Source organism: Klebsiella sp. MS 92-3, from assembly GCF_000195655.1.
In the GTDB taxonomy this organism is placed as follows: domain Bacteria; phylum Pseudomonadota; class Gammaproteobacteria; order Enterobacterales; family Enterobacteriaceae; genus Klebsiella; species Klebsiella pneumoniae.
Window position 1 is genome coordinate 100,353 of sequence record NZ_GL882724.1, and the last position, 12,017, is coordinate 112,369.

Annotated in this window: 14 protein-coding genes; 9 read left to right on the forward strand and 5 right to left on the reverse strand. The window is 58.2% G+C overall.

Features of this window, described 5'->3' with window-relative positions:
* Positions 1-90 precede the first annotated feature (90 nt).
* From nlpI to mtr, 4 genes are all read left to right on the forward strand, one after another.
* Positions 91-975, forward strand: coding sequence for a lipoprotein NlpI (gene nlpI / locus HMPREF9538_RS24235; protein ID WP_002918241.1), 885 nt, complete (start codon positions 91-93; stop codon positions 973-975).
* A gap of 104 nt (positions 976-1,079) precedes the next feature.
* Entirely contained in the window at positions 1,080-1,160 is an 81-nt protein-coding gene (gene yrbN, locus HMPREF9538_RS31335) for a protein YrbN (RefSeq protein WP_085903200.1), read from the forward strand.
* The gene (gene deaD / locus HMPREF9538_RS24230) at positions 1,153-3,084 is read left to right on the forward strand and encodes an ATP-dependent RNA helicase DeaD (RefSeq protein ID WP_004150943.1); all 1,932 of its coding nucleotides are present in this window, start codon (positions 1,153-1,155) and stop codon (positions 3,082-3,084) included. Before yrbN ends, deaD begins: the two co-directional genes overlap by 8 nt.
* 144 nt (positions 3,085-3,228) lie before the next feature.
* Positions 3,229-4,473, forward strand: a complete 1,245-nt coding sequence (gene mtr, locus HMPREF9538_RS24225; protein ID WP_009484019.1) for a tryptophan permease — start codon at positions 3,229-3,231, stop codon at positions 4,471-4,473.
* Positions 4,474-4,517: 44 nt separating this feature from the next.
* Here mtr and HMPREF9538_RS0126855 read toward each other — a convergent pair whose 3' ends face one another.
* The 3 genes from HMPREF9538_RS0126855 to ubiU all read right to left on the reverse strand — a co-directional run bounded on the left by HMPREF9538_RS0126855 (position 4,518) and on the right by ubiU (position 7,548).
* Complete coding sequence (locus HMPREF9538_RS0126855) at positions 4,518-5,525, reverse strand: luciferase-like monooxygenase (RefSeq protein WP_002918234.1); 1,008 nt, start codon at positions 5,523-5,525, stop codon at positions 4,518-4,520.
* Positions 5,526-5,668: 143 nt separating this feature from the next.
* On the reverse strand, positions 5,669-6,547 hold the full coding sequence (locus HMPREF9538_RS24220) for a U32 family peptidase (RefSeq protein WP_002918233.1): 879 nt from the start codon (positions 6,545-6,547) through the stop codon (positions 5,669-5,671).
* A gap of 5 nt (positions 6,548-6,552) precedes the next feature.
* A complete protein-coding gene (gene ubiU, locus HMPREF9538_RS24215) occupies positions 6,553-7,548 on the reverse strand; it encodes a ubiquinone anaerobic biosynthesis protein UbiU (RefSeq protein ID WP_002918232.1) in 996 nt (331 codons plus the stop codon).
* 221 nt (positions 7,549-7,769) lie between these two features.
* Here ubiU and ubiT point away from each other — a divergent pair, with 221 nt between their 5' ends.
* Entirely contained in the window at positions 7,770-8,294 is a 525-nt protein-coding gene (ubiT, locus tag HMPREF9538_RS24210) for a ubiquinone anaerobic biosynthesis accessory factor UbiT (RefSeq protein ID WP_002918231.1), read from the forward strand.
* Entirely contained in the window at positions 8,288-8,791 is a 504-nt protein-coding gene (locus HMPREF9538_RS24205; protein ID WP_002918229.1) for a GNAT family N-acetyltransferase, read from the forward strand. Before ubiT ends, HMPREF9538_RS24205 begins: the two co-directional genes overlap by 7 nt.
* Here HMPREF9538_RS24205 and HMPREF9538_RS24200 read toward each other — a convergent pair.
* Complete coding sequence (locus tag HMPREF9538_RS24200) at positions 8,778-9,068, reverse strand: GIY-YIG nuclease family protein (RefSeq protein ID WP_002918226.1); 291 nt, start codon at positions 9,066-9,068, stop codon at positions 8,778-8,780. The two genes, HMPREF9538_RS24205 and HMPREF9538_RS24200, sit on opposite strands and share 14 nt — an antisense overlap.
* Before the next feature lie 49 nt (positions 9,069-9,117).
* Here HMPREF9538_RS24200 and HMPREF9538_RS24195 point away from each other — a divergent pair, with 49 nt between their 5' ends.
* Positions 9,118-9,561: a YhbP family protein gene (locus HMPREF9538_RS24195; RefSeq protein WP_009484023.1), complete on the forward strand. Its 444-nt coding sequence runs from the start codon at positions 9,118-9,120 to the stop codon at positions 9,559-9,561.
* On the opposite strand, the gene HMPREF9538_RS24190 is transcribed toward HMPREF9538_RS24195, so the two are convergent.
* Positions 9,523-10,059 (reverse strand): type 1 glutamine amidotransferase domain-containing protein, encoded by a 537-nt coding sequence (locus HMPREF9538_RS24190; protein WP_002918221.1) that lies wholly within the window; start codon positions 10,057-10,059, stop codon positions 9,523-9,525. The genes HMPREF9538_RS24195 and HMPREF9538_RS24190 overlap by 39 nt on opposite strands.
* 128 nt (positions 10,060-10,187) lie before the next feature.
* On the opposite strand from HMPREF9538_RS24190, the gene HMPREF9538_RS24185 reads away from it, so the two are divergent.
* Positions 10,188-10,835 carry an NAD(P)H-binding protein gene (locus HMPREF9538_RS24185; RefSeq protein WP_020317103.1) on the forward strand — a complete coding sequence of 216 codons (648 nt, stop codon included), beginning with the start codon at positions 10,188-10,190 and terminating at the stop codon, positions 10,833-10,835.
* 75 nt (positions 10,836-10,910) lie between these two features.
* Positions 10,911-11,951 (forward strand): permease, encoded by a 1,041-nt coding sequence (locus HMPREF9538_RS24180; protein ID WP_004889624.1) that lies wholly within the window; start codon positions 10,911-10,913, stop codon positions 11,949-11,951.
* The last annotated feature ends 66 nt before the right edge of the window (positions 11,952-12,017 follow it).

Below are 12,017 nucleotides of genomic sequence, written 5' to 3' on the forward strand. Positions count from 1 at the left end.
GGGGGGGGGGGGGGCGTTTTACGGGCAGGACGCCTCGTTTGCAGCCGGGGAACAGGACGTTCATCCAATCGTTGTCTTCGGGAGTGGGAAATGAAGCCTTTTTTGCGCTGGTGTTTCGTGGCGACAGCTCTCACGCTGGCAGGATGCAGTAGCACCGCCTGGCGTAAGGACGCCGTCCTCGCAGTACCATTGCAACCGACTTTACAGCAAGAAGTGATTCTGGCACGCATGGAACAAATTCTTGCCAGTCGGGCTTTATCCGATGACGAACGCGCACAGCTTTTATATGAGCGCGGAGTGTTGTATGATAGTCTCGGTCTGAGGGCACTTGCGCGAAATGATTTTTCACAAGCGCTGGCAATCCGACCCGATATGCCGGAAGTATTCAATTACTTAGGCATTTACTTAACGCAGGCAGGCAATTTTGATGCTGCCTATGAAGCGTTTGATTCTGTACTTGAGCTTGATCCAACTTACAACTACGCGCACTTGAACCGCGGTATCGCCCTGTATTACGGCGGCCGGGCTAAGTTAGCGCAAGATGATCTGCTGGCGTTTTATCAAGACGATCCCAATGATCCTTTCCGTAGCCTGTGGCTTTATATCGCCGAGCGTAAACTCGACGAGAAGCGGGCGCTTGAAGCACTCAGAGAGCGCTTAAACAAGTCGGATAAAGAGCAATGGGGATGGAACATTGTCGAGTTCTACCTTGGCGACATTAGCGAAAAAGAGCTGATGACTCGTCTGAAGGCAGACGCAACGGATAACACCTCGCTCGCTGAGCATCTCAGTGAAACCAACTTCTATTTAGGTAAGTACTACCTAAGTCTGGGGGACAAGGACAGCGCTACGGCACTGTTCAAACTGGCGGTCGCCAACAACGTACACAACTACGTTGAGCACCGATACGCATTGTTGGAATTATCGCTCTTGGGCCAGGAGCAAGATGACCTGGCAGAATCGGACCAGCAATAGCTGACGAACACATCAGCCCATAGTTTTTTGCTTGCCATCACCTTCGCGGGTGAGGGCGTTGTTGTTCGTTAATACACCTACTTTGAGCCGGTTCACACTTTTCAATGAAAATTACCGTAAATTTTCACGATGAGTTATGTAGACTGGCCGCCATTAATTTTGAGGCACACGTACTACATGGCTGAATTCGAAACCACTTTTGCAGATCTGGGCCTGAAGGCTCCTATCCTTGAAGCGCTCACCGATCTGGGTTACGAAAAACCATCTCCGATCCAGGCTGAGTGCATTCCGCATCTGCTGGACGGCCGCGACGTTCTGGGTATGGCCCAGACCGGTAGCGGTAAAACCGCAGCATTCTCTTTACCGCTGCTGAACAACATCGATCCTGAGCTGAGAGCACCGCAGATTCTGGTGCTGGCGCCGACCCGCGAGCTGGCGGTACAGGTTGCTGAAGCAATGACGGAATTCTCTAAACATATGCGCGGCGTGAACGTGGTTGCCCTGTACGGCGGCCAGCGTTATGACGTGCAGCTGCGCGCCCTGCGTCAGGGTCCGCAGATCGTCGTCGGTACCCCGGGTCGTCTGCTGGACCACCTGAAGCGCGGCACCCTGGACCTCTCCAAACTGAGCGGCCTGGTACTGGATGAAGCAGATGAAATGCTGCGCATGGGCTTTATCGAAGACGTAGAAACCATTATGGCGCAGATCCCGGAAGGGCATCAGACCGCGCTGTTCTCCGCCACCATGCCGGAAGCTATCCGTCGCATTACCCGTCGCTTTATGAAAGAGCCGCAGGAAGTGCGCATTCAGTCCAGCGTGACGACTCGCCCGGATATCAGCCAGAGCTACTGGACTGCCTACGGCATGCGTAAAAACGAAGCGCTGGTGCGTTTCCTGGAAGCGGAAGACTTTGATGCGGCGATTATCTTCGTCCGTACCAAAAACGCGACCCTGGAAGTAGCTGAAGCGCTGGAGCGTAATGGCTACAACAGCGCGGCGCTGAACGGCGACATGAACCAGGCGCTGCGTGAGCAGACTCTGGAACGCCTGAAAGATGGTCGTCTGGATATCCTGATTGCGACTGACGTTGCGGCCCGTGGCCTGGACGTTGAGCGTATCAGCCTGGTGGTGAACTACGACATCCCAATGGATTCTGAATCCTACGTTCACCGTATCGGCCGTACTGGTCGTGCCGGTCGTGCTGGCCGCGCGCTGCTGTTCGTTGAGAACCGCGAGCGTCGTCTGCTGCGCAACATCGAACGCACTATGAAGCTGACCATTCCTGAAGTGGAACTGCCTAACGCGGAGCTGCTGAGCAAGCGTCGTCTGGAAAAATTCGCCGCGAAAGTTCAGCAGCAGCTGGAAAGCAGCGATCTGGATCAGTACCGTGCACTGCTGGCGAAAATCCAGCCGACGGCGGAAGGTGAAGAGCTGGACGTGGAAACGCTGGCTGCTGCGCTGCTGAAGATGGCTCAGGGCGAACGTTCGCTGATCGTTCCGCCGGACGCGCCGATGCGTCCACGTCGTGAATTCCGCGATCGTGACGATCGTTTCGACCGTCGTGGCGACCGTAATGATCGCGGCCCACGCGGCGATCGCGAAGATCGTCCGAAGCGTGAGCGTCGTGACGTGGGTGACATGGAGCTGTATCGCATTGAAGTGGGTCGCGATGACGGCGTTGAAGTGCGTCATATCGTTGGCGCGATCGCCAATGAAGGCGATATCAGCAGCCGTTACATCGGTAACATCAAGCTGTTCGCTTCTCACTCCACCATTGAGCTGCCGAAAGGGATGCCGGGCGAAGTGCTGCAGCACTTTACTCGTACCCGTATCCTGAACAAGCCGATGAACATGCAGCTGCTGGGCGATGCGCAGCCGCGCACCGAACGTCGTGGCGGCGGTGAGCGTCGCGAAGGCGGCCGTGGCTTCGGCGGCGAGCGTCGTGAAGGCGGCCGTGGCTTCGGTGGCGAACGTCGTGAAGGCGGTCGTGGTGAAGGACGTCGTTTCAGCGGCGAACGTCGTGAAGGCCGTGCGCCGCGTCGTGACGATGCATCCGCGCCGCGCCGCGATGACTCAGCCGGTCGCCGTCGCTTCGGTGGCGATGCGTAATCAACGCCGCCCGCTAGCGTAAACTAAATAATACAGCCCCGATCGTCATGATTGGGGCTTTTTTTATTCCCTTTGTACTCGTGTACTGGTACAGTGCGTCATGCTCAACGTGAGCGAAGTATTTTCGACTGGAGAATTCGGTAAATGGCGACACTAACCACTACGGCAACCCGTCCGTCTCTGTTTGGCGGCGTGGTGATTATCGGCGGCACGATTATCGGCGCGGGCATGTTCTCGCTGCCGGTGGTGATGTCCGGCGCGTGGTTTTTCTGGTCGCTGGCGGCGCTGGTCTTCACCTGGTTCTGCATGCTGCACTCCGGTTTGATGATCCTCGAGGCCAATCTTAACTACCGCATCGGCTCCAGCTTCGACACCATTACCAAAGACCTGCTCGGCAAGGGCTGGAACCTGGTGAACGGTGTATCAATCGCCTTTGTGCTCTATATCCTGACCTACGCCTATATTTCGGCGAGCGGTTCGATCCTCCACCACACCTTCAGTGAACTGTCGCTGAAGGTGCCGGCGCGCGCGGCGGGCTTCGGCTTTGCGCTGCTGGTGGCGTTTATCGTCTGGATGAGCACCAAAGCGGTGAGCCGCATGACGGCTATCGTACTGGGCGCTAAGGTGATCACCTTCTTCCTGACCTTCGGTAGCCTGCTCGGGCACGTCGAGCCGACGACGCTATTTAACGTTGCGGAGAAGAATGCCTCCTATGCGCCATACCTGCTGATGACGCTCCCGTTCTGCCTGGCCTCGTTTGGCTATCACGCCAACGTGCCGAGCCTGATGAAATACTACGGAAAAGATCCGCGCACCATCATCCGCTGCTTAACCTACGGTACGCTGCTGGCGCTGGGTCTGTACGTGGTCTGGCTGCTGGTGACGATGGGTAACATCCCTCGTCCGCAGTTTATCGACATTGCGCAGAAGGGCGGCAACATTGATGTGCTGGTGCAGGCGTTGAGCGGCGTGCTGAATAGTCGGAGTCTGGATCTGCTGCTGGTGGTGTTCTCGAACTTTGCCGTCGCCAGTTCATTCCTCGGCGTGACGCTGGGGCTGTTCGACTACCTGGCGGATCTGTTTGGCTTTGACGATAGCGCGATGGGACGCTTTAAAACCGCGCTGCTGACCTTTATCCCGCCGATGATTGGCGGGCTGGTCAAACCCGATGGTTTCCTCTACGCCATCGGCTATGCTGGCCTGGCGGCGACGATCTGGGCGGCGATTGTACCGGCGCTGCTGGCTCGCGCCTCACGCAAACGCTTCGGCAGCCCACAGTTCCGCGTCTGGGGCGGAACGCCAATGATTGTGCTGATCCTGCTCTTTGGCCTCGGCAATGCGGTTGTACATATCCTGTCGAGCGTCAATCTGCTGCCGGTTTATCAGTAAAGCTATTGCCCGGTGGCGCGACGTCCACCGGGCTGACGTGTGTGTTACCCCAACAGCTCCTCTTTCACCTGCATCGCTAAATCGAAAGAATGCAGACGCGCCTGGTGGTCGAAGATCTGGCCATTGACCATGATTTCGTCCGCCTCGGTTTCACGCAGAATCGACTCTAGCCCATGGCGGACTTTAGTTTTATCGCCGACCAGCGACATGCTCAGTGCCTGCTGCACACCATACTGCTCGGACGCTGACCACAGCTGATGCATATTTTCCACCGGCGGCGGCAACTGACCGGTCTCGCCGCGACGCAGCTTCACAAACGCCTGTTGCATGGAGGTGAAGAGAAACTCCGCATCGCGGTTGCTGTCGGCGGCGATGATATTGATACACACCATCGCGTACGGTTTTTCCAGCCGCGCCGAAGGTTTGAAATTGCTGCGATACAGATGTAGGGCCTGGAACAACATATCCGGCGCGAAGTGCGAGGCGAAGGCAAACGGCAGGCCGAGCTGCGCCGCCAGTTGCGCGCTATAGAGGCTTGAGCCCAGCAGCCATACTGGAATGCGCTCCCCGTAGCCGGGAACCGGGCGCACGTGCGGGTTCGGATCGCGGGCGTCAAACCAGTCCACCAGTTCCGCTACATCGCGCGGGAAATTATCGACATCGCCGCTCATATGGCGACGCAGGGCGCGCATGGTCGGCTGATCGCTGCCCGGCGCGCGGCCAAGGCCGAGGTCGATCCGCCCGGGGTAAAGGGTGTTCAGGGTGCCGAACTGCTCAGCTATCACCAGTGGAGAGTGGTTAGGCAGCATCACGCCGCCGGACCCGAGATGCAGGGTGGTGGTGTTGGCGGCGAGATAGCCAATCAGCACCGAGGTCGCTGCGCTGGCAATGCCGACCATATTATGGTGCTCCGCCAGCCAGTAGCGATGATAGCCGCGCGATTCGGCCAGCCGGGCGAGATCCAGAGAGTGGGTAAAGGCTTCTTTGGCAGAAGATCCTTGCGGGATCGGCGCCAGATCGAGCACCGAGAATGGAACAGATTTGTCAGTCATAAAGGCTCACTTTGCTACAGCATCGTCATCAGATTGAAGGTCTTCTTCCAGCCTGGCGCATCCTGGACGCGCCAGCCAGAAAAGCTGCATCTTTAATAATGCATTAAAATCTGAGCACTGTTGTTAACAAAGTGAGCGGTTTATCAGGCCTGAAGCACCAGACCTGGCAATCGTTTCCAATAGCCGTTGCAATCGCTATTGCTGGTGAGATCCAGCGGCGCAGCGCCGTTTTCGTTGGCGCGGAAGGCCTCGAGCATGGCGAAGGTCTCGTTGCCCATCGGCGACAGGCGCACCATATCCACCAGGCCGTGCATGGAGGTCAGCTCATTGCCCAGGTTATAGACGTAGCCGCTCATGGTCTGAATACCATTGAGCACGAACACCTGCTGGTTCTCCTGCGACAGCATGCTGCGCCCGGTAGGGTACTTGATGCAGCAGGTTTCGCACTCGTCCTTTGGCCGGTCTTCCGAGCGGGCGGTAAAGCAGCGCGCGGAATAAGCCAGCGGCAGATGGCCGTAGCTCAGCACTTCGACTTCAAACTGGTTGCGGATACCCAGCTCTTCGCACTGGGTCAGTAAATTAGCCAGCCAGTCGCGGGAGAGTTCCACCGGCATGCACCAGCGCACCATGCCCTGTTTCCGCAGCAGGCGCAGGGTAACGGCGTTGTAGCAGTTCAGCGCATGCCCGGCGACGAACGGTAGCTTGCGTTCGGCGCAGAGATTTACCACGCCCAAATCACTGGCCTCAATCAGAAATTCGCCGTTATCGACATAGCGCTTCAGCTCGCCCAGTTCAGAAGAGGCCTGCACCAGCGCGAGAGTGGAGAGCACCACCTGCTTGCCGCTAGCGGCCAGCGTTTTCGCCATTTCGATCCAGTCGCCAACTTTGGTGGCGCGGCGTTTGCTGCATACCGCTTCGCCGAGATAAATGGTGTCGGCGCTGCAGTTTGCCGCCTGCTGGTAAAAATCTTCCAGCGTCTCTTTTGGCCAGTAGTACAGCACCGGCCCTAATGAATATTTCATGTTTCTCACTGCCATTTACGGTGATAAGCGCCAAGGGTAGTTTGTGTCCCCTCGGACATGGCGCCCAGGGTCTCCATCCAGGCGGACTGCGGTACGAAATTCTGCGGATCGGCTTTGCAGCGATCGATCGCCTGGCGCCAGACTTTCGCCACCTGGGTCACGTAAGCCGGGCTGCGCTGACGGCCTTCGATTTTCACCGAGGCGATATTGGCGGCCATCAATTCCGGCAACAGTTCCAGGGTGTTGAGGCTGGTGGGCTCCTCCAGCGCGTGATAGCGCTCGCCATCAACCAGGTAGCGGCCTTTGCACAGCGTCGGATAACCGGCATTTTCGCCATCCTGATAACGGTCAATCAGCACTTCATTGAGACGCGACTCCAGCCCCTGCGGCGTTTGCTGCCAGCGTACGAAGCGGGCAGGCGAACAGGCGCCGACGGTGTTGGGCGATTCGCCGGTCAGGTAGGAAGAGAGATAGCAGCGGCCTTCCGCCATGATGCACAGGCTGCCGAAGGCGAAGACTTCCAACGGCACCGGCGTAGCGCGGGCCAACTGTTTCACCTGATGAATAGACAACACGCGCGGCAGTACGACGCGCGCGACGTCGAAGTTGCGATGATAGAAGCGAATGGCCTCTTCATTGGTGGCGGAAGCCTGCACCGAAACGTGACGCTCAATGTGTGGGTAACGCTCCGCAGCGTACTCCAGCATGGCGATATCGGCCAGAATGAGCGCATCGGCGCCCAGTTGAGCGGCCATATCCACTGCTCGCTGCCAGCGGGCGTAGCCGTCGGGATGAGCGAAGGTATTGATGGCGATATGCAGCTTACGACGGTGCTGATGCACAAAGCTGACGGCTTCCTGCAGTTTCTTTTCGGTGAAATTAAGGCCGGCAAAGTGGCGGGCGTTGGTGTCATCTTTCAGCCCGATATAGACGGCATCGGCGCCGTTTTCGATGGCCGCCTTAAGCGCCGGAAGGTTACCGGCTGGGCAGAGCAGCTCCATAATTTTTCCTGAAAAATGCGGCCCGTCAGGGACGCTGAATGGTTAACGAGCAGGGATTTTAGTTAACCTTCTGGTGACAATTTTTGATTTGAGGCAGTTAAAAGTGTATTGGCGGCGCCAATAACTGGCGGCCGTCATCGCGTTTTTGTTGATTTACGCCGCTATGTTGTTTATGTGATATGGCACAATAGCGGAACTATTGCATTCATGGAGTAAAGCTTGTGTTGGATAAACTGCGTTCCCGGCTGGTCCACTTTGGCCCGTCTTTAATGAGCGTGCCGGTTAAGCTGGCGCCTTTTGCCCTCAAGCGCCAGGTGCTGGAGCAAGTGCTGAGCTGGCAGTTTCGCCAGGCGCTGGCGGAGGGGGAGCTGGAGTTTCTTGAGGGGCGTTGGTTAAGTATTCATGTGCGTGACATCGGTCTGCTGTGGTATACCTCGGTAGTCGATGGTCGACTGGTGGTCAGCCAGCAGGCCGACGCCGACGTCAGCTTCAGCGCCGACGCCAGCGATCTGTTAATGATCGCCGCGCGCAAGCAGGATCCGGATACGCTATTCTTCCAGCGTCGTCTGGTCATTGAAGGCGATACGGAGCTGGGGCTGTATGTAAAAAATTTGATGGACGCCATTGAGCTCGAGCAGATGCCAAAAGCGCTGCGCGTGATGTTGCTGCAACTGGCGGATTTTGTCGAAGCTGGACTGAAGAGCCCGCAGAAACCTGAACAGACATCGGTAGGTGAGGCATGCTGATTCGAGTGGAGATTGGGATTGATGCACCGGGAATCGACGCGCTGCTGCGTCGTACTTTCGGCCGCGATGCCGAAGCGCAGCTGGTGCACGATCTGCGTGAAGATGGACTGATCACGCTGGGGGTAGTGGCGACGGATGATGAAGGCCAGGTGATCGGCTACGTTGCCTTCAGCCCGGTGGCGGTGGAAGGTGAAGAGCTGCAGTGGGTCGGCCTGGCGCCGCTGGCGGTAGATGAACGCTACCGCGGACAGGGCATTGGCCGGCAGCTGGTTTATGAAGGGCTGGACTCGCTGAATGAGTTTGGCTACGCCGCGGTGGTGACGCTGGGCGACCCGGATTTATACCGTCGCTTCGGCTTTGAACCGGCCGCGCGCTTCGATCTCCGCTGCCGCTGGCCGGACAGCGCCGAGGCGTTCCAGGTTCACCGTCTGGCGGATGACGCCCTCGACGGCGTCCATGGCCAGGTAGAATACAGCGAGCACTTTAATCGTCTTTAAGCCTTGCCAGCAGGGTTTCGAAGGCATCCTCTCCGGCAACGAGGCGCTCTTTTTCGCGCTTCGTTAGCTGCTTGACGCGATATTCCAGTCGCAATGCAAGTGAGTGTTCACCAACTTCGTGGCTAAAGGCCAGCTGCAGGTCGCCTTTGCCGCGCAACGCCTTTGCGCCTTTTCCCGCCTGATGCTGGCGAAAGCGGCGTGGCACGTCGGTGGTGATGCCGGTATAAAGGCGATTATCCGCGGTTCGAATGAGATACAGAAACCAGCACACGGTCACAAAGTCACTATGGTAAGGTGTGTGCACCATAGCATAATGGAGAAGAAAGATGGATACGCTTACCGCCATTGGTCGCTGGCTGAGTAAACAGCACGTCGTCACCTGGTGCGTCTCCCGTGAAGACGAGCTGTGGTGCGCGAATGCCTTTTACGTCTATGACCCGGATACCGTGGCCTTTTATCTGCTCAGCGAGGAGCACACCCGCCATGGCCAGATGACCGGACAGAGGGCGAAGGTGGCCGGCACGGTTAACGGCCAGCCAAAAACCGTGGCCCTGATCCGCGGCGTGCAGTTCAAAGGCGAGATCCGTCGTCTGAGCGGTGACGAAGAGGCGCGAATGCGCCAGCGCTACGTCAAGCGCTTCCCGGTGGCCCGCATGCTGTCGGCGCCGGTATGGGAGATTCGTCCGGACGAAATCAAATTTACCGACAACACGCTGGGTTTCGGGAAAAAATTATACTGGCGGCGTGATGCCGGCGCCGAGCAGGCGTAGCGCTTCGCGATTGAAGGCCGGCAGATCGTCCGGCGTTCTGCTGGTGACCAGCTGTTCGTTATCGACCACCACCTCCTGGTCGTAAAACTCGCCCCCGGCGTTTTTCACATCCACCACAATCGGTTTCACCGCCGTGAGCTTACGTCCGCGGATCACATCGGCGCTGATCAGCAGCTGCGGACCGTGGCAGATGGCAAACACCGGCTTACCGCCGTTGACAAAATCGCGGGTAAAGGTGACGAAGCGTTCATCACCACGCAGCTGGTCGGGAGAGTAGCCCCCGGGCAGCAATAAGGCATCAAATTCACCCGGTGTGACGTCATCGATGGCTCTGTCGATGGCGACCTCGGCTTCTCCCTGCTTACCCTTCACCGTTTTGCCAGCCTGCTTTTCGATCGTGATGACCTGATGCCCGGCGAGCTTAAAGGCTTCGGCGGGAGAGGTAAATTCAGAATCTTCAAAGTCGTCGGTAATGAGGACGGCTATCTTTTTACTCATGCTTCCTCCACTGTCTGGATGGTCAATGAGGTAATTCCATGATGATGGTGGATACTTACCTTGTAAGGTATTAAGCCTGGAACATGAGCCTGAAAGTGCAAGGCGGAGAATTCTGTAAAGGAGAACCAATGAGTCAGGTATTATTAACCGGCGCGACCGGGTTAGTTGGCGGTCACTTACTCCGGCTGCTGCAGAATGAGCCCCGTATAAGCACCATCGCCGCGCCGACGCGTCGCCCGCTGGCGCCAGCGGAAGGTGTCTTTAATCCTCACGATCCCCAGCTGACCGATGCCCTGGCGCAGGTGGTTGACCCGGTGGATATCGTCTTCTGTTGCCTGGGAACGACGCGCCGGGAGGCCGGGAGCAAAGAGGCCTTCGTCCATGCTGACTACACGCTGGTGGTTGATACCGCGCTGACCGGCAAACGACTGGGTGCGCAACATATGCTGGTGGTTAGCGCGATGGGCGCCAACGCCCACTCGCCGTTTTTCTACAATCGGGTGAAGGGGGAAATGGAGGCGGCGCTGATTGAGCAAGACTGGCCGCGGCTGACCATCGCCAGGCCGTCGATGCTGTCAGGCGAGCGGGAAAAAAAGCGGACCAATGAGACCTTCCTCGCACCATTGTTCCGGCTCTTGCCGGGGAACTGGAAATCCATTGCGGCCCGCGATGTGGCGATCGCCCTGCTGGCGGAGGCGCTGTCGCCCACCCACGAAGGGGTGCGAATTCTGACATCATCGGAACTACGGGAGCGCGCCGCGCGGCAGGCTGAATAGCGGTTTGCAAACGCAGGCTTCCGGCGTAGTATTCACGGCTTCAATTCATATCCACATTTCTTGCTGGGGAATGCTATGGCTGGTCAGTCTTCATCTCAGGCGGCGTCACCATTTCAATGGTGGAAACCCGCGCTTTTCTTTCTCGTCGTGATTGTTGGTCTGTGGTACGTCAAATGGCAGCCGTACTACGGGAAAGCCTTCACCGCTGCGGAAACCCACAGTATCGGTAAATCTATTCTCGCCCAGGCCGACGCTAACCCGCTGATGGCGGCGTGGGACTATGCGATGGTTTACTTCCTTGCCGTCTGGAAAGCGGCGGTGCTCGGCGTGCTGCTCGGGTCGTTGATTCAGGTACTCATTCCGCGCGACTGGCTGCTACGCACCCTGGGACAATCGCGGTTTCAGGGCACGCTGCTGGGAGCGATTTTCTCGCTGCCCGGCATGATGTGCACCTGCTGCGCCGCGCCGGTCGCGGCCGGGATGCGCAAACAGCAGGTGTCGATGGGCGGGGCGCTGGCGTTCTGGATGGGGAACCCGCTACTCAATCCGGCGACGCTGGTGTTTATGGGTTTTGTTCTGGGCTGGCAGTTTGCGCTGGTTCGCCTGGTGGCGGGTCTGGCGACAGTATTAACTGTGGCGACGCTGGTGCAGAAATGGGTGAAAGAGGCGGCGACGCAGCCGGTAGCGGTGCCTGCTGCACCGTCGGAAGCGACTCAGGGCGGCTTCTTTAGCCGCTGGCTGCAGGCGCTGTGGACGCTGTTCTGGAACACGATCCCGGTTTATATCCTCGCGGTGCTGGTGCTGGGAGCGGCGCGCGTCTGGCTGTTCCCGCACGCCGATGGCGTGGTGGATAATACGTTGTTCTGGGTTATCGCGATGGCGATCGCCGGCTGCCTGTTTGTGATCCCTACCGCGGCGGAAATTCCGATTGTGCAGACAATGATGCTGGCGGGTATGGGGACGGCGCCCGCGCTGGCGCTGCTCATCACACTGCCGGCAGTGAGCGTGCCGTCGCTGATTATGCTGCGTAAAGCCTTCCCAGCCAAAGCGCTGTGGCTGACGGGCGGACTGGTGGCGCTGTGCGGGGCGATTGTCGGTGCGCTGGCGCTGGTGTAGTTTGCCGTAAACGTACGCATAGCCGGATTGGATGGCCGGGGGGGGGGGGGCCCCCCCCCCCCCCCC